This window comes from Actinomyces capricornis, assembly GCF_019974135.1.
Lineage (GTDB): Bacteria > Actinomycetota > Actinomycetes > Actinomycetales > Actinomycetaceae > Actinomyces > Actinomyces capricornis.
In genome coordinates, this window is the sequence record NZ_AP025017.1 from 1,343,791 (window position 1) to 1,359,438 (window position 15,648).

Annotated in this window: 17 protein-coding genes and 1 tRNA gene; 13 read left to right on the forward strand and 5 right to left on the reverse strand. The window is 70.2% G+C overall.

Features of this window, described 5'->3' with window-relative positions:
* Window positions 1-65: 65 nt before the first annotated feature.
* Both MANAM107_RS05365 and MANAM107_RS05370 read right to left on the reverse strand, forming a co-directional pair.
* The gene (locus MANAM107_RS05365; protein WP_223912081.1) at window positions 66-1,295 is read right to left on the reverse strand and encodes an AI-2E family transporter; all 1,230 of its coding nucleotides are present in this window, start codon (window positions 1,293-1,295) and stop codon (window positions 66-68) included.
* Window positions 1,296-1,420: 125 nt separating this feature from the next.
* Window positions 1,421-2,239, reverse strand: coding sequence for an alpha/beta fold hydrolase (locus MANAM107_RS05370; RefSeq protein WP_223912084.1), 819 nt, complete (start codon window positions 2,237-2,239; stop codon window positions 1,421-1,423).
* A gap of 162 nt (window positions 2,240-2,401) precedes the next feature.
* Between MANAM107_RS05370 and MANAM107_RS05375 the strand changes: the two genes are divergently transcribed.
* The 8 genes from MANAM107_RS05375 to MANAM107_RS05410 all read left to right on the forward strand — a co-directional run bounded on the left by MANAM107_RS05375 (window position 2,402) and on the right by MANAM107_RS05410 (window position 8,657).
* On the forward strand, window positions 2,402-2,905 hold the full coding sequence (locus tag MANAM107_RS05375) for an S-ribosylhomocysteine lyase (RefSeq protein ID WP_223912087.1): 504 nt from the start codon (window positions 2,402-2,404) through the stop codon (window positions 2,903-2,905).
* Between the two features lie 35 nt (window positions 2,906-2,940).
* Window positions 2,941-3,306, forward strand: a complete 366-nt coding sequence (locus MANAM107_RS05380) for a hypothetical protein (protein WP_223912089.1) — start codon at window positions 2,941-2,943, stop codon at window positions 3,304-3,306.
* A 127-nt stretch (window positions 3,307-3,433) separates the two neighbouring features.
* Window positions 3,434-3,931 carry a TetR/AcrR family transcriptional regulator gene (locus MANAM107_RS05385; RefSeq protein ID WP_223912092.1) on the forward strand — a complete coding sequence of 166 codons (498 nt, stop codon included), beginning with the start codon at window positions 3,434-3,436 and terminating at the stop codon, window positions 3,929-3,931.
* A gap of 98 nt (window positions 3,932-4,029) precedes the next feature.
* A complete protein-coding gene (locus tag MANAM107_RS05390; RefSeq protein WP_223912095.1) occupies window positions 4,030-5,178 on the forward strand; it encodes an AAA family ATPase in 1,149 nt (382 codons plus the stop codon).
* The gene (locus MANAM107_RS05395; RefSeq protein WP_223912099.1) at window positions 5,175-5,825 is read left to right on the forward strand and encodes a DUF4276 family protein; all 651 of its coding nucleotides are present in this window, start codon (window positions 5,175-5,177) and stop codon (window positions 5,823-5,825) included. Before MANAM107_RS05390 ends, MANAM107_RS05395 begins: the two co-directional genes overlap by 4 nt.
* 19 nt (window positions 5,826-5,844) lie before the next feature.
* Window positions 5,845-6,660: a 5'-methylthioadenosine/S-adenosylhomocysteine nucleosidase gene (gene mtnN, locus MANAM107_RS05400; protein ID WP_373314071.1), complete on the forward strand. Its 816-nt coding sequence runs from the start codon at window positions 5,845-5,847 to the stop codon at window positions 6,658-6,660.
* Window positions 6,661-6,737: 77 nt separating this feature from the next.
* Window positions 6,738-7,799, forward strand: coding sequence for a DNA adenine methylase (locus MANAM107_RS05405; RefSeq protein ID WP_223912102.1), 1,062 nt, complete (start codon window positions 6,738-6,740; stop codon window positions 7,797-7,799).
* A 195-nt stretch (window positions 7,800-7,994) separates the two neighbouring features.
* Complete coding sequence (locus MANAM107_RS05410; protein WP_223912105.1) at window positions 7,995-8,657, forward strand: hypothetical protein; 663 nt, start codon at window positions 7,995-7,997, stop codon at window positions 8,655-8,657.
* Between the two features lie 39 nt (window positions 8,658-8,696).
* On the opposite strand, the gene MANAM107_RS05415 is transcribed toward MANAM107_RS05410, so the two are convergent.
* Window positions 8,697-9,776 (reverse strand): YeiH family protein, encoded by a 1,080-nt coding sequence (locus MANAM107_RS05415; RefSeq protein ID WP_223912109.1) that lies wholly within the window; start codon window positions 9,774-9,776, stop codon window positions 8,697-8,699.
* A 70-nt stretch (window positions 9,777-9,846) separates the two neighbouring features.
* Here MANAM107_RS05415 and MANAM107_RS05420 point away from each other — a divergent pair, with 70 nt between their 5' ends.
* Window positions 9,847-10,824 carry a LysR family transcriptional regulator gene (locus MANAM107_RS05420; RefSeq protein ID WP_223912112.1) on the forward strand — a complete coding sequence of 326 codons (978 nt, stop codon included), beginning with the start codon at window positions 9,847-9,849 and terminating at the stop codon, window positions 10,822-10,824.
* A 45-nt stretch (window positions 10,825-10,869) separates the two neighbouring features.
* Here MANAM107_RS05420 and MANAM107_RS05425 read toward each other — a convergent pair whose 3' ends face one another.
* Window positions 10,870-11,175, reverse strand: coding sequence for a thiamine-binding protein (locus tag MANAM107_RS05425; RefSeq protein ID WP_223912114.1), 306 nt, complete (start codon window positions 11,173-11,175; stop codon window positions 10,870-10,872).
* Window positions 11,176-11,313: 138 nt separating this feature from the next.
* Between MANAM107_RS05425 and MANAM107_RS05430 the strand changes: the two genes are divergently transcribed.
* The 4 genes from MANAM107_RS05430 (at window position 11,314) to MANAM107_RS05445 (ending at window position 15,163) form a co-directional block, all read left to right on the forward strand.
* Complete coding sequence (locus MANAM107_RS05430; RefSeq protein WP_223912117.1) at window positions 11,314-11,925, forward strand: phosphoribosyltransferase; 612 nt, start codon at window positions 11,314-11,316, stop codon at window positions 11,923-11,925.
* Window positions 11,926-11,983: 58 nt separating this feature from the next.
* Window positions 11,984-12,466, forward strand: coding sequence for a VanZ family protein (locus tag MANAM107_RS05435; protein WP_223912120.1), 483 nt, complete (start codon window positions 11,984-11,986; stop codon window positions 12,464-12,466).
* Between the two features lie 91 nt (window positions 12,467-12,557).
* Window positions 12,558-14,918, forward strand: coding sequence for a carbon starvation CstA family protein (locus tag MANAM107_RS05440; protein ID WP_223912122.1), 2,361 nt, complete (start codon window positions 12,558-12,560; stop codon window positions 14,916-14,918).
* Window positions 14,919-14,980: 62 nt separating this feature from the next.
* Window positions 14,981-15,163: a CstA-like transporter-associated (seleno)protein gene (locus MANAM107_RS05445; RefSeq protein ID WP_223912124.1), complete on the forward strand. Its 183-nt coding sequence runs from the start codon at window positions 14,981-14,983 to the stop codon at window positions 15,161-15,163.
* A gap of 205 nt (window positions 15,164-15,368) precedes the next feature.
* Here the strand turns inward: MANAM107_RS05445 and MANAM107_RS05450 are convergent.
* Window positions 15,369-15,452: transfer RNA gene (locus tag MANAM107_RS05450), tRNA-Leu, on the reverse strand.
* Window positions 15,453-15,648 lie beyond the last annotated feature (196 nt).

Consider the following 15,648-nt stretch of genomic DNA (forward strand, 5'->3'; position numbering starts at 1 on the left):
TGCGCCCCGGGGCTGCGCCCGGTAGTCGGCCGGGGCCGGTCCGGAGGCGGCGGTGCTGCGGGGCGTCAGGGCGCCGGGGTGGCCGGGCGCCCCTCCTCCACGGCCCGGATACCGTGCTCGGGGTCGTCCTCTCCGGTCCCGTCCCCATCGAGGTCGATCTCCTCCAACACCTCGGGGTCGAGCTCGTCAGGGTCGCGCACCGGCTCATCGCCCGCCGACAGGAAGATCCCCACCCAGCGCGAGCGCGGGTCGGAGTCGATGAGCAGCGCCTTGGCGAACAGGGTCAGGGGGACGGCCAGGATGGTGCCCAGGCCGCCAACAATGCTGGACCAGAACAGCAGGGAGAGGAAGGTCGCCGTCGTGTTGAGCCCCACCGCGTCACCGGTGAACTTGGGCTGGATGAGGGACTGGATGACGAAGTTGAGGACCATGTAGGCCAGGAGCACCCACAGGGCGGTCCAGGGCCCGGAGTCCACCAGCGCCAGGAGCGCCGGGGGGATGACGCCGATGAAGAAGCCGACATTGGGGATGTAGTTGGTGATGAAGGACAGCACGCCCCAGGTGATGGCCAGGGGGACGCCCAGGATCCACAGGGCCACGACGTCGAGCACCGCCACGATGAGGCCGAAGATCGTGGAGACCAGCCAGTAGGAGCGCACCGAGGCGGCGAAGCCGGCCAGGGCGGTGGCCAACTCGGGCTTGAGGAGGTTGAGGGCGGCCGCCCGGGTCTCGATCTTGGCGGTGTCGAAGATGAGGAAGACGACCGTCAGGGCCATGACGCCCAGCATGGCACCCGCCGAGGACAGCTGCCCGAGGAGCGCCTGGGCCATGGCCACGATCCGGGAGGTATCCACCGCGTTGGTGGCCTGGTCGAGCAGGGAGGCCTGATCGATACCCATGCTCGCGAGCTGGGCCTGGACCTGCTGCCAGATGGCCCGGAACCTGTCGGAGTAGCCCGGCAGGGTGTCCACCAGCTGTGCCACCGCAACCCCGAGGGCCACGAAGAGGGACAGGATGAAGCCGAAGACCAGGATGACAGCCAGGACCGCGGCGATCGGCCGCGGCACGCCCCGCCCGGTGGCCCAGGACACCAGGGGGCGCACCGTGATGACGAGGGTGAGGGCGAAGAAGGCAGGGGCGACCAGGTCGCGCATGAGGTAGAGGCCTGCGGCACCGATGCCCAGCGCAGCCAGGATCATGGCGATGGTCTCGCCCTGAGTGCGGGAGGCGGGAAGCGATGCGGTAGTGGCGCCCGAGTCGGTACCCAGGTGCTTGGTTCTTGACGCGGCTGTCATGCGGGCCATCCTCCCACAGCTATCTGAGCATCCCCTCAGGCCGGCGGGCGGGCCGAGCACACCGGGTTCACCAGGCCCGGCCGTCGGGCCGGGCCGACGCCGGCGGGGCAGCGGCGTGGCGGGGGCTACTGCCGGGGTGGCTGCGGGGCCATGCCCTGGCGCTCCAGCCAGGTGTCGACGGCGCTGTAATAGGCCTGCGGGTCGCTGCGGCGCACCTGGTGCCCGGCGCCTGGGACGAGCACGGTCTCGATGCGCGGGTTGAGGGCGGCGATGCGCTCCAGGCCCGCCGGCCCGACCCTGGCGGATCCTGGCTGGTCCCCAGTGAGCAGGAGGGCGGGCACTTCCAGGGCGGCGACGGCGTCGGTCCAGGGGACTTCGGGGGTGACGACTCCGCTGAGCAGGAGGGCCGGGTCGCTGCGCTGGGCGGCCCACACCCCCACCACCGCCTCGACGGCCGGCATGGCCTGGCTCTCCAGGGCGTGGGAGACCGAGGCGGCGGGGTCGGCCGCCTCGGCGGCGCGCGAGCGCTCCCTGGCGGCACCGCGGGCCAGGAGCTCCTCGGGGCTGCGGGTGCCGTAGAGGGCCGGGTCCTCCAGGACGAGGCCGGCCACCAGGTCGGGGCGCTGCGTCGCCAGCACCATGGCGGTGGCCGCACCCATGGAGTGACCGATGAGGATGGGGAGCGCAGAACCCTCGTGCGCCAGTTCCTCCAGGGTCTCCACGACGTCGTCGACAAGCACCTGCCCGGCGCGCGCGAGCTCCTCGGGGCTCCAGCGGGGGGACAGGCCGTGTCCGCGGGCGTCCAGGGCGATGACCCGGTAGCCGCGCTCGGCCCAGTGCTCGATGGCCTCGGCCTGGGAGATGGCCGAGCCGGTGATGCCGTGCAGCAGGACGAGGGCGGGAGCTGCGGGTGGTCCGATGATGATGCGCGCCAGTGAGCTCATGGCCCCATCCTCCCCCGCCCCAGCCCCGTTGCACATCTTCAGGCCCCCCGGGGGCAGCCCGCTGACGTGATCATGCGGGAGAACAGGGGCTGCGGGCCGATCCGGCACCTGAAGATGTGCAGCAGGCACCTCGATGGCGGGATGAGGCCATAAGGTGGGGCCATGAGCGAGCAGAGCGGGCACTCCGCAGGCCGGATGAATGTCGAGTCCTTCAACCTGGACCACACCAGGGTGGTGGCGCCCTTCGTGCGGGTGGCGGATCGCAAGGAGCTGCCCGGTGGGGATGTGCTGGTCAAGTACGACGTGCGCTTCCGCCAGCCCAACCACGAGCACCTGGAGATGCCCGCGGTGCACTCCATCGAGCACCTGAGCGCCGAGCTCATGCGCAATCACACCGACCGTCTCATCGACTTCTCCCCCATGGGCTGCCAGACGGGTTTCTACGCCCTGACCCTGGGCCTGGAGCCCGAGGAGTTCCTGCCCCTGCTGGAGGCGACCTTCCGCGACATCCTCTCGGCCCAGGAGGTGCCAGCCGCCAATGAGGTCCAGTGCGGCTGGGGGGCGAACCACTCCCTGGCGGCCGCCCAGGAGGCGGTGGGCGGCTTCCTGTCCCAGCGTGAGCACTGGTCGCAGGTGTTCGGCCCGAGCAGCCCCGAGGCCCGGTGAGAGCGGTGCGGACGGCACGGCGCCTACTGCTGGGGATGGCGGTCTTCCAGGCCCTGTCCACGCTGCTGGGCATGGTCCTCCTGCTGTTCACGCCCCATATTTTCGACTTCCTCCTGGACGGCTCCGCCTTCGCCGGCCGGTACGTGCTCGCCGCCGTGCTGCTGGGGGTGGTGGTCGGCGGCTTCCAGTGGGCGGCGATCTGGACCCATGTGCGCCGCCCCCGCCACCTGGCAATGGCCCACACCCTGGCCGGGATGGTCATGCTGGGTTGGATCGCCGGGGAGTGCCTGGTCATCGGGGTGTTCCTGTGGCCTCACGCCCTGTGGGGCGGTATCGGCGCCCTCCAACTCCTGGGGGTCGCCGTCCTGCTGGGAGCCTTCCAGCCCCAGCCGGAGCCCTGAGCCGGCGATCCGCGCCGGCGCTCGCCGCCTCAGCGGGCTGAGCCCCCGCGAGCGCGAGCACGAGAGTGTGAGCCTGCGCACAGCAACCGCGCGTGGGCGGCGTCACCCCAGAACCGTAGAAGGCCTGATGAGCACTCCTTCATCCACCCCCGGCCGCACCGCGGATTCCAGCCGCGCCGCCACCGACGGCCGCACCGCGGACCCCGAGCGCAGCCTGCGCAAGCGGGAGAACACCCGCGCGCGCCTGGTCGAGGTAGCCGCCGACGTCGTCGCCGCCAGGGGCATCGCCGGCACTCGCATCGACGACGTCGTCAAGGAGGCGGGTTTCACGCGCGGCGCCTTCTACTCCAACTACTCCTCCCTCCAGGAGGTTCTCAATGAGGCGATCGCGGCCCGCACGGAGACCATCCTGAGGACGGTGGACAAGGCGGTCGAGGCGATCGAGGGGATGCCGACGACCGAGTCGCTGATGGACCTGCTGGACTCCATTGCCCAGAGCGAGGTCCAGGCCGCCCGTGAGATGGAGAGCGTCGGCAGCGGGCCGGGCAGGATGGCCGGCCCACCGCACCGGATCTGGTCAAAGCCCGCATGCACGGCCTCATCGAGGCCTTCATCCTGGGCCTGAGCGAGCCCGTGGACGGTGCGGAGGCGGCCGCGGGCACTGGTGGCGCTCAGACCGCCACAGACACCGGGGCGACGGGATCCGCACCGTAGGCTAGATCCATGAGTTCCACAGCACTAGGGCGCCTCGTTGTCACGGGCCTGAAGTCGATGCGCTCAGTGGCCCTGGAGCCCACCACCGGCGTCACTGTCCTCATCGGCGCGAACGGCGCCGGAAAGTCGAACCTTGTGGGGGCCCTTGAGCTCATCTCACGGATCTGGGACGACTCCTTCCAGGAGTACGTCGCCGCTCAGGGAGGCATGTCCGCACTGGTCTTCGAGGACTCCTCCGGCACGGCCGAACTGACCCGGATCGAGGTCTACTCCTCCCCTGATGCGGAGGACTGCTTGGGCGGCTACCGCGTCGATCTGCGCGCCGACGACGACGATGCCGCCGTTCTGAGCGAGTCCATGCTCTTCCACAATAGGCGCCGATACCCCGATCGCCCCTATGACAAGCAGCTCGGCTCCAGTCGTTCGAGCAGGGCCCGAAGGATCGCCGAGGAGTCCACGGACCCCAAGCTCGTCGCCTTCGCCAACCACATCACCCCGCTCCTGGCCGGCTGCCGGGTCTTCCACTTCGACGATGTCAGCCCCAACGCGCCGGTGAAGGGCTGGTCGACAGTCGGCGATGATGTCTCGCTGCGCATGGACGCGGAGAACATCGCCGCATATCTGCTGCGGGTGCGCCAGGAGCACCCCCGCCACTACCAGCGCATCGTCTCGGCCATCCGCCATGTCACGCCCTTCTTCGACGATTTCGTCCTCGTGCCCAACCAGGCGGGGAGAATCCGGCTTCGCTGGAGGCAGCGCGGCCTTGATCGGACCTTCCTGGCCCGTGAGGCCAGTGATGGAACTCTGCGCTTCATGTGCCTGGCCACGCTCCTTCTTGGTCCGGACCTTCCTGCGACAGTGGTCCTGGACGAGCCCGAGCTGGGACTGCACCCCTCGGCGATCGCACTGCTGGCGGAGATGGCCCGCATGGCCGGCGACCGGGGGCATCGCGTCATCCTGGCCACCCAGTCCGTGCCGCTGCTCTCCCACTTCTCCCTGGAGGAGGTCGCCGTCCTGGATCGGGCCGACGGCGCAACGACAGTGATTCGCCCAGACTCCAAGCAGCTCTCCGGGTTCTTGGAGGAGTTCTCGGTTGGCACGATGTGGGAGATGAACCTGCTCGGGGGGCGCCCCTCTCATAGCGAGGGTGACCGGTGAGCCCCGTGAGCCCCCTGAGCGAAGTGGTCATCGTGGTCGAGGGGCAGACCGAGGAGACCCTCATCAAGGAGACGCTCTCCCCCATCGCCGCGATGCAGGGCGTCTTTCTCACCCCGATCGTGGTCCGGACCTCGGCCACACAGCACGGTGGTGGGCACTGGCGGGGCTACCACGCCATCCTGCGCCAGCTCCTGGCCCAACGGCACTGGAAGAGGATCGGGCTGCTCCTCGACTACTACGGCTACCCGCTGGGTGCACCGGGACGCGACGGCTTCGTACCGGGGGCAACGACGTGGACCGCGCTCGTCGAGAGCCTGACTCGTCAATACCGGGACCCGCGCTTCCTGCCTCTGGTCATCCCCCATGAGATCGAGACCCTGGTGCTGGCCGCCATCGACGCCGGTGCCGGCGAGGGGCTCCTTGGCGCATCAGCACTCAAGGCGCTGCGTCAGGCGATCACGCAGGCGGGCAGTGTTGAGGCGGTCAACAGCCATCCGGACCTCAGTCCTTCCAAGCGACTGAAGAGAGCCGATGGTGACTACAGCAAGACGGTCACCGGGCCTCTTCTCATCGGGGAGGCCGGTCTTCCCGCGGTCCTGGAGCGCTGTCCGGCCTTCGCCGGCTGGTGGGAGCGGATCCTGGCCTGAGGACCCGTAGGCTGGCCGCATGAGCAGTCAGCATGAGCCAGCCCTCCCCCGTCCCGCAGGCGAGGAGAACCGTCCTGCCGTCGCCGCTGTCGTCGCCGTGGCCATGGAGGTGGAGGCCCGCCCGTTCCTGGAGGCCCTGCCCCTCATCGAGGAGGGCCCCGCGCTGCCGACCTGCGCGGGGGCGCGCGCCTGGCGCCTGGCCCTGCCTGAACCGTCGTCGGGCGCCGACGACGCCGGGAAGGGATCCCGGGAGCTGGTACTGGTCAACACGGGGATCGGCCTGGTGGCCGGGGCGGCCGCGCTCGCCACGGTGCTCACCGCCGTGGCTCCGCAGGTGGTGATCTCCGCGGGCACGGCCGGGGGCCTGGGCCACCGGGTGGGGGTCGGTGACGTGTGCGCCTCCCAGACCCTGGCGCTCACGGACGCCGACGCCACCGCCTTCGGCTACGCGCGGGGCCAGACGCCGGGCCAGCCCGAGGTGTTCCAGGCCGACGAGGCCCTGCTGGAGCGCCTGGCCCAGGTGGGGCCCGAGGCCCTCAAGGGGGCGACGGCGTCCTCGGGCTCCGCGCATCTGCACACCGGGCAGATGCTGGCGGGCAACTCCTTCATCACCGCCGCCAATGTGGCCGACACCCGCGAGGTCTTCCCGCGGGCGCTGAGCACCGATATGGAGTCCACGGCCCTGGCGCAGGTGGCCGCGGGGGCCGGGGTCCCCTTCGTCTCGGTCCGCGGGGTCTCGGACCTGTGCGGGCCGGAGGCGGGCCAGGACTTCCACATCGAGGCCCAGGAGGCCGCCACCCGCAGCGCCGCCGTCATCCTGGCCCTCCTGGGCTGAGGCCAGCCGTATCCGATCGTGTCAGTGGCCTCGCGTAGGATCCGCCTCGCAGGCGGATGGACGAGGAAAGGCACGCTGTGACAGCACTGACACAGGTACAGGCCAGCGCTGCGGCGTCGGTGGCCAGCCGCTACCCGCGCCTGCGGTACATGGGGAGCAAGTACTCCCTCCTTCCTGACGTGGAGCGCGTTCTGCTCGACCTGGGCGGTGCTACGGTGGCCGACCCCTTCAGCGGCTCAGGGGTGGTGTCCTACCTGGCGCACGCCATGGGGCGGGAGGTCTGGTCCTCGGATTACCTGGCCTTCCCCTGTGCTCTGACCAGGGCGACCGTGGCGAACCGCGGTGTGCGCCTGGGCGAGGAGGATCTGGCCGAGCTCCTGGGGCCGAGTAGGGATGAGCGCTCCTTCATCCACGACACCTACGCGGGCATCCTGTTCACGGCCGAGGATCTTCGCGCGCTGGACTCCGCATGGTCGGTGCTCGCCTCCTGGCAGGGGCCGCGCCGGGATCTGGCGATCGCCTCACTCATCCTGGCAGCGGCCAGGAAGCAGCCCCGTGGCGTGTTCACGGTGACGTCCTCCCGCTACTCCGTCTACGACGACGGCCGGCGGCACCTGCGCATGAGCATGCGCGAGCATATTCGTGAGGCGGCTGCCGACTGGAACCGGGCGGTGTGCGACGACGGCGCTCCAGCCCGGGTCCGCCGGGCGCCGGTGGATGAGGCCCCCAGGGGCGCGGATGTGGTCTACCTGGATCCTCCTTATGCCCCTCCGCGGGACGACAACGACTACATCAAGCGCTACTGGTTCCTTGAGGGCCTCGCCGATTACTGGAATGACGGCCGCGCCCAGGTGATGGAGTCCACGCTCACCCGCAAGCTTCCCAAGCGGCCCACGCCCTTCGGCTCCAGGAGGACGATCGAGGGGGCGCTGGAGGGCATGCTGGAGCGCTTCTCGGACTCCTCACTGGTCCTGTCCTACGGCTCGAACGCAGTTCCAGGCCTCGACAGACTCGTGGGGATGGTGCGCGACGTCAAGGGCAACACGGAGGTGCGCAGGATCAACCACCGGTACCACTTCGGGACCGCCCGGCATGCGACGCGCCGCCAGGCGGTCGAGTATCTCGTCATCGGAGAGTAGAGGAATCTGGTGGATGCTCGAATTCCCGACTTCCAGACCTATCTGGACTCACTGAGTCGGCTCACCCCCGCCCCCGATCTCCTGCGTGAGACAGAACGGACCATTGACATACGCTCCGCTGCCCTCCTCCTTGAGAGCCTTCATGAGATATCGCAGTGCTCTCTGACACGATGGCTGGAACTCAATCCACGCAGCATGGAGGTCCTCTTCCTCTCCGTCGGAATCTCCGCAGAAAAGGCGAAGAACATCCTTCGAGACCAGTTTGGGACCAGCGGATCACTGACACTCGCTCGTACTCGATCCGCCGACGTGATCGGCATGCTTGACGAACAGTTCGATATTGTCAGAATGCTCCAAGCGCAATGCGGTCGAGAGTACAGTTTTGGTGATGTGCTTGTAGCACGTGCTGGAGGTCGATCAGTAGCCAGGCAAGCGGGGCTCTCTGGGCGTCTCATCGAGGATCAAATTGAGGGGATTGCTCGTGATCTTGGTCTGCGCTGCGCGGTGAGAACACGATTCGAGGGAGTGCACGGAATGACGGCCCCATGCGACCTCGCAATTCCCGGAGGCGGGCCCCTCGCTCAGATCGTTGTTGCCGCCAAGGGGTTCGATTCCACTGGCTCAAAATTAACTGATGCGGTTCGCGAGGTTCAGGAGATGGCGAATGTTCGCCGTCCCGACCAGTATGTCTTCGCTGTTGTGGATGGTATTGGATGGAAATCCCGCCAAGCTGACCTTCGTCGCATTCACAGGCTCTGGGAGCAGCGGGCTATCGATGGTTGCTTCACGCTCTCAAGCATGGAGGATTTCCGGTCCGCGCTGGCGCGTGCGGCACGTCGCTGCGAGCTTGTGGAGTGAGACGCGCAGTAGACCGCGACCGAGGCCTCGCACCACCTCTCACCTCATCGCAAGCAGCACACCCGCCAGGGAGACCACCGTGGCGATGACCGCCGCGCACGCCCCCAGCCCCAGGGCGGGCAGGCCGGCGCGGGCCAGCCGGCGCAGGTTGACCCCCGCCCCCATGGCGCACATCGCCATGGTCAGCAGCAGGCCGGAGGCGGTCTCCGCCCCCGAGAGCAGCCAGCCCGGGAGGATCCCCCCGGCCACGGAGCGCACCAGCACCGCCGCCAGGAATCCCAGCACGAACAGGGGCACCACCGGGGTAGTGCGGGCGGGGTGCTGGACGGGGGCGCCTGCCAGGACAGCGCCGACCTCACGGTGCTCCACGCGCAGCTGCTCCTCGCGCCGGGCCCGCCGCCCCTCCACCAGGCCCACGAGCGCCACCAGGGGCGCCAGGAGCACCACCCGCCCGAGCTTGGCCACGACAGCGGCGTCGAGCACCTGGGCGCCGATCGCCCCGGCGGCGGCCGTGACCTGCCCGACCTCGTGGACCGAGGCCCCCACCCACACCCCGGCGGGCACCGCCCCGAATCCCAGGGCGCCGACCGCCAGGGGCATGAGGAGCACCGCGAGGGTGCCGAAGAGCGTGACGGTGGCCACGGCCGTCGTCGCGGCCTCCTCCACCTCATCCTGCCGGGCGCCGGGGCCGGGGCGCACGACGGCGCTCATCCCGGCTACCGCGGCCGCCCCGCAGATCGCGGTGCCGGTGGCGGTCAGCAGGCAGGTGGCGCGCGGCAGGCCCAGGAGCCTGCCAATCCCCAGGGTCCCCAGGAAGACGGTGCTCACGGTCAGGACGATGACGCCCACGGCCCCCCAGCCCAGGGCAAGGACCGCTCCCACCGACAGCCGAAGGCCCAGGAGCACCACGCCCAGGCGCAGGACGGTCCTGGCGCACAGCGCGATCCCGGCCTCGGCGGCGTCGGGGATGAGGCCCGTGTTGCGAAGGGCGATGCCCGCCAGGACGGCCAGCAGCATGGCGGAGAGCAGCGGCACCTGCCTGCTGATGAGGATCGAGACGGCGGCGACGGCGGCGCACAAGGCCAGGCCGGGCATGAGGGCGGCGGCACGGTTCTTCACGCCGACCATGGTGGGGGCGGGGACTGCGGCCGACAAGTGCAGGATCCCTGGAGGGCTATAGTGCCGGGCTATGCGTCCTACTACTGCGCAGCTCGAGGCGCTCGTCGCCGTGGCGCGGACCGGCTCGATCTCCGCCGCCGCCCAGGAGCTGGGGCTGGCCCAGCCCACCGTCTCGGCGACCCTGACCCGCCTGGAGCGCAGCGCCGGCACGGCCCTGTTGCGCCGCGAGCGCTCGGGCACCCGCCTGACGGCGCACGGGGAGCGCATCCGCGACCTGGCCCAGGAGGCCCTCACCGCGCTCGATGGGGTGGGGGCGGCCCTGGAGGGCCTTCGCGCCGGCCCGGCTCCCGTGCGGATCGCGGCCTCCTACACGGTGGCCGAGCAGCTGCTGCCGGTGTGGCTCACGGGAGTCGGGGTGGGCACGCAGGTGGAGGTGTGCAACTCCCAGGCGGTGCAGGACCGGATCCTCAGGGGGCGGGCGGAGGTGGGCTTCATCGAGGGAGCCGGGGCCGGTGAGCAGGTGGAGTCGCGGCTCATGGGCAGGGATGAGCTGGTGCTGGTGGTGGGAGCCGGGCACCCCTGGGCGCTGCGGAGGAGGCCCGTGGACGCCGAGGAGCTGCTGCGCCCCACCAGCCGCGGCGCCCTCGTCCTGCGGGAGAAGGGCTCGGGGGCCCGCGAGGTCCTGGAGGAGGCGCTGGGACGCCTGGGCCTCACCGTGCCCGAGGATGCTCCCGTGCTGGGCTCGACCTGGGCGATCCTCACCGCCGTGCGCCACTCCGGCGCGCACGCCGTCGTCCCCCGGGCCGCCGCCGAGGCGCTGGTCGCGGCGGGGACCGTGCACCTGGTGCCCGTGGATCTGGATCTGCGCCGGCGCCTGCTCCTGGTGCTGCCCCGGGCCCGGCGACGGCGACCGGAGGTGGACCGCCTCCTGGCCCACCTCACCGCCCTGGCCCGCTCGAGGGCGCAGGCGGGGCCGGCCCTGGAGAACCGGGCAGCGCCGGCTCGGGTGGCGGCGGCGAGGGGCTCAGGAGCACTCGGAGAGCCCTGACCCCGCTGCCCGGGATTGCCACCCGGATTCGTGGAGGCCGAGGCCTCAGTCCTCGCGCAGGTGCTGCTCGAGGCGCTCGACCTTGGCGCTGAGCTGGTCGTCCCACCCGGGGCGGATGTCGGCCTTGAGGACCAGGGCCACGCGGGGGCTGACCTGCGCCACCGCCTCGCAGGCGGCCTTGACCACCGCCATGCACTCGTCCCACTCCCCCTCGATCGTGGTGAACATCGACGTCGTCTCGTGGGGCAGGCCCGAGTCGCGCACGACCCGCACGGCGCGGGCCACAGCCCGGCTCACGGATCCGTCGGGGGCATCGGAGGTGGTGGGGGACACGGAGAAGGCGACCAGCATGCCGCGATGCTAGCCCAGAGCCGGTTGCCCATCCTCGGCGCCCATGCCCCCGCCCGAGGCCGACTTTCCCGCATGTTCCGGTCAACGCTCCGACTGAAGATGTGCAGCGGGGGCGCCGCGCCCCGTTACGATGGCCGCGTGACCGCAGCTGAGGACCCCACCACCCCTACCCCGGCCTTCGACGACGGCGCCACCGGCGCCGCAGACCCGGACCGCGAGAACCTCACCTGGGAGCTCTTCGGCACTGCCGAGCGCGAGCTCGCCGCCCAGATCGTCGCCTCGGGCTGGATGCCCGACCTCATCATCGCCATCGCCCGCGGCGGGCTCATCCCCGCCGGCGCCATCGGCTACGCCCTGGGCATCAAGGCCATGGGCACCATGAACGTGGAGTTCTACACCGGGGTCGGCCAGACCCTTCCTGAACCCCAGCTGCTGCCCCCCTTCATGGACGGCTCCTCGCTGGGCGGCCGCCGAGTCCTGGTGGTCGACGACGTGGCCGACTCGGGCAAGACCCTCAAGCTGGTCATGGAGCTGCTCGCCCACGAGGGCCTGAGCCTGGGTGGCCCGCCGGTCCAGGTCGAGGCCCGCAGCGCCGTCATCTACCGCAAGCCCCGCTCGGTCTTCACCCCCGACTACTGCTGGAAGGTCACCGACCAGTGGATCAACTTCCCCTGGTCCGTCCTGCCGATCATCACCCCCCAGTCCCTGGGGGACTTCGGGCTGGAGCCACCGGCCGAGGCCGATCTGTGACCATACCCGCGGGCCTGCAGTACCCCTGGTAGTGGGGTGGGGGCATTACCGTCACCCCGTGCCCGCCCACACGCCCCGACACCGCCAGGACGACGACTCCTGCGCCGCAGTGCCCCGCCACCAGACCATGGCGCGCGCCGCCGCGCTCCTCATCCTGGCTGCCGTGGCCCTGGCGGTCCTGTGGCCCTCGGGCCAGCATGTCAGTAGCGCCAAGGACGCCATCGGGCCCTGGTTCCTGGAGCTGGAGGACAAGGACCTCGTCCTCAACCTGGTGGTGCTCCTGCCCCTGACCTTCTGCGCCTGCCTGGGATGGCCCCGCGTCCCCTGGTGGGCCTGGGCCCTGGCGGGCTGCGCCCTCAGCTGCCTGGCGGAGCTGGCCCAGTGGCTCCTGCCCGGCCTGGACCGACGCCCCCTGCTGGCCAATGTTCTGGAGAATTCGGTGGGCGCCTGCGCGGGAGCGATCCTGGCCGGCCTCATCCTGGTGATCCAGCAGGGCTCCGCACGTCGCCCGCGGCGACACGTCCCCGTCGTCAGCCCATAGCGCTTCCCTGCAACCTGACCAGGATTTAATCTGGAGGGGTCATCGGGCCGTACCCGGGCCCGCCGCTTCTCGACATGGGATCGGAGCAATGATGCCCCACTCACCTTCCACCCTGCCCACGTACACCTCCGAGGAGGAGGCTCGGATCATCCGGAACAAGGATGGCGTCCCGGTGGGGGTGCGACCCGACAACCGGTGGACTCCTCAGAGAATCGCCGTATGGGCGGTCATCACCGCACTAGGAGTCCTGGGATGGTGGATGCTCGCAGTCGCCCGGGGGGAGCAGGTCAACACCATCTGGTTCATCGTGACCTCAGTGTGCACCTACGCGATCGGCTACCGGTTCTATGCCCTCTACGTCCAGCGCCGGATCATGCGCCCGGACGACACCAACGCCACCCCCGCCGAGCGCATCAACAACGGCCGGGACTTCGACCCGACCCACCGCGTGGTCCTCTACGGCCACCACTTCGCCGCGATCGCCGGGGCCGGCCCGCTGGTGGGCCCGGTCCTGGCCGCCCAGATGGGCTACCTGCCCGGCACCCTGTGGATCATCCTGGGCGTGCTCGTGGCCGGCGCGGTCCAGGACATGCTCGTCCTGTTCTTCTCCATGCGCCGCGGGGGCCGCTCCCTGGGCCAGATGGCCACCGATGAGATCGGCAAGGTCGGCGGGATCGTGGCCACCGTCGTCGTCTTCGTCATGCTCATGATCGTCCTGGCGGTCCTGGCCATGGTCTGCGTCAACGCCCTGGCCGAGTCCCCCTGGGGCGTGTTCTCCGTGGGCATGACCATCCCGATCGCCATCGGCATGGGCCTGTGGCTGCGCTACGTCCAGCCCGGGAGCATCACCCAGGTCTCCGTGGCCGGCTGCGCCCTGCTCATCGCCGTCATCATCGGGGGCCGCTGGGTGGCCGAGTCCTCGCTGGGCGAGTACCTGCACCTGTCCCCCACCACCCTGGTGTGGGCGATGATCGTCTACGGCTTCCTGGCCGCGGTCCTGCCCGTGTGGGTGCTGCTGACCCCGCGCGACTACCTGTCGACCTTCATGAAGGTCGGCACCATCGCGCTCCTGGCCGCCGGCATCATCATCGTGCGCCCCCTGGTGGAGATGGCGGCCGTCTCCGAGTTCGCCTCCAACACCGCCGGCCCGGTCTTCGCCGGCACGCTCTTCCCCTTCCTGTTCATCACCATCGCCTGCGGGGCGCTGTCGGGCATGCACGCCATGGTCTCCTCGGGCACCAGCCCCAAGATGGTGGAGAAGGAGAGCCAGGTGCGCATGATCGGCTACGCCGGGATGCTCATGGAGTCCTTCGTGGCCATCATGGCGCTGGCCGCCGCAGTCTCGCTGAGCCCCGGCATCTACTTCTCCATGAACACCTCCGCGGCCACCATGAACACCCTGGCCGGGCCCGACGTCGTCGCCTCCGCCGCCAACCGTGAGGAGGTGGCCGCCGCCGCGATCGGCAATCTGGAGGTCACCGACGCCCACGGCGAGCGCCTCGTGCCCACCTGGGACTCCTGGGATGAGAATGGCAACGAGAAGACCTACACCGGGGCCCAGGCCCTGGAGCAGGTGGCCAAGGACGTCGGCGAGCCCTCCGTGGTCTCGCGCACCGGCGGCGCCCCCACCCTGAGCGTGGGCATGGCCCACATCCTCCACCAGATCGGTGGCGGCCGGGCCATGATGGGCTTCTGGTACCACTTCGCCATCATGTTCGAGGCCCTGTTCATCCTCTCGGCGGTCGACGCCGTCACCCGGGTGGCCCGCTTCCAGCTCTCCGATGCCCTGGGCAACGCCTTCCCGCGCTTCAAGGACCCCTCCTGGAAGGTGGGGGCCTGGAGCACCACCGGGGTGGTCGTGGCCGCCTGGGGCTCCCTGCTGCTCATGGGCGTGACCGACCCGCGCGGCGGCATCCAGACCCTCTACCCGCTGTTCGGCATCGCCAACCAGCTCATCGCGGCGGTGGCGCTGCTCGTGGTCACCGTCATGGTGGTGCGCAAGGGCTACCTGAGGTGGGCGTGGATCCCCCTGGTCCCACTGGTCTTCGACACGGTGGTGACCTTCACCGCCTCCTGGCAGAAGATCTTCTCCACCGATCCGCGCGTGGGCTACTTCCAGCAGTGGCGCGACGCCAAGGAGCTCCTGCCCACACTCACCGATCCGGCCAAGATCGAGGAGACCCAGGCGATCATCCGCAACACGATGATCCAGGGCACGCTGTCGGTAGCCTTCCTGGTCCTGGTGGCCTTCGTCATAGTCTGCGCCCTGCTGCGCGTCATCCGCACGATCCGCACCGGGGACACCACCACCTCGGAGGACCCCTACCAGGAGTCCAACTTCTACGCGCCCGAGACGATGATCGCCTCCCCGCTGATGAAGAAGGTCACCAAGGAGTACGAGCAGGTCGGGGACCCTGCGCTCATCGCCGGCGGCGCCCACGGGGGTCACTGATGGGCACCGCCAGGAGCAGGGGCAGAACCCGCCGGGCCCCGGCCCCACTCCTGCCCCCGGCCGTGTCCCGCTCCCTATGCCGGGCCCGGGCCCTGTGGCGGGATATGACGGGGGAGTCGGCCTATGAGCGCTACCTGGCCCGTCACGCGCGCGAGCACCCCGACCACGAGCCCATGAGCGCCCGTGAGTTCTGGCACGCCCGCGATCGGCTCGCCGAGAACGACATATCGACGGGCTGCTGCTGAGAGCAGTGCCTCGCGGCGCCCCGGCCCCCGCACAGGGCCCGGGGCGCCGCGAGGCACCGGGCGCCCTCTGCACCGGCCACTGGCGGGCCGACCGGTCAGATCGGCCCGCCCGGGCCGATGGGTGCGGGCAAGCCGACAGCGGACAGGAGCGCAGCAGATGCGAGCAGAGGCCCGGGCCATAGGGCCCGGGCCTCTGAGTACACCGTGCGCGAGGGGGGACTCGAACCCCCATGATCGTTAGATCACACGGACCTGAACCGTGCGCGTCTACCAATTCCGCCACTCGCGCGGAGCGAGGATGACATTAGTCCGCCCAACCGCTCCACGTCCAATCCGCCCGGGGGTCGGTGGCCGTGAGACCGCTCACGGACGTTTTTCCCACGCCACTGGCCAGCCGACTTCCCAGCAAGGGCCCCACAACGGTTACGATGGTCATGGTCGAGACCTGTCAACAGGTCCGGGGAGACGGGGCAGTCCCGCCTCTC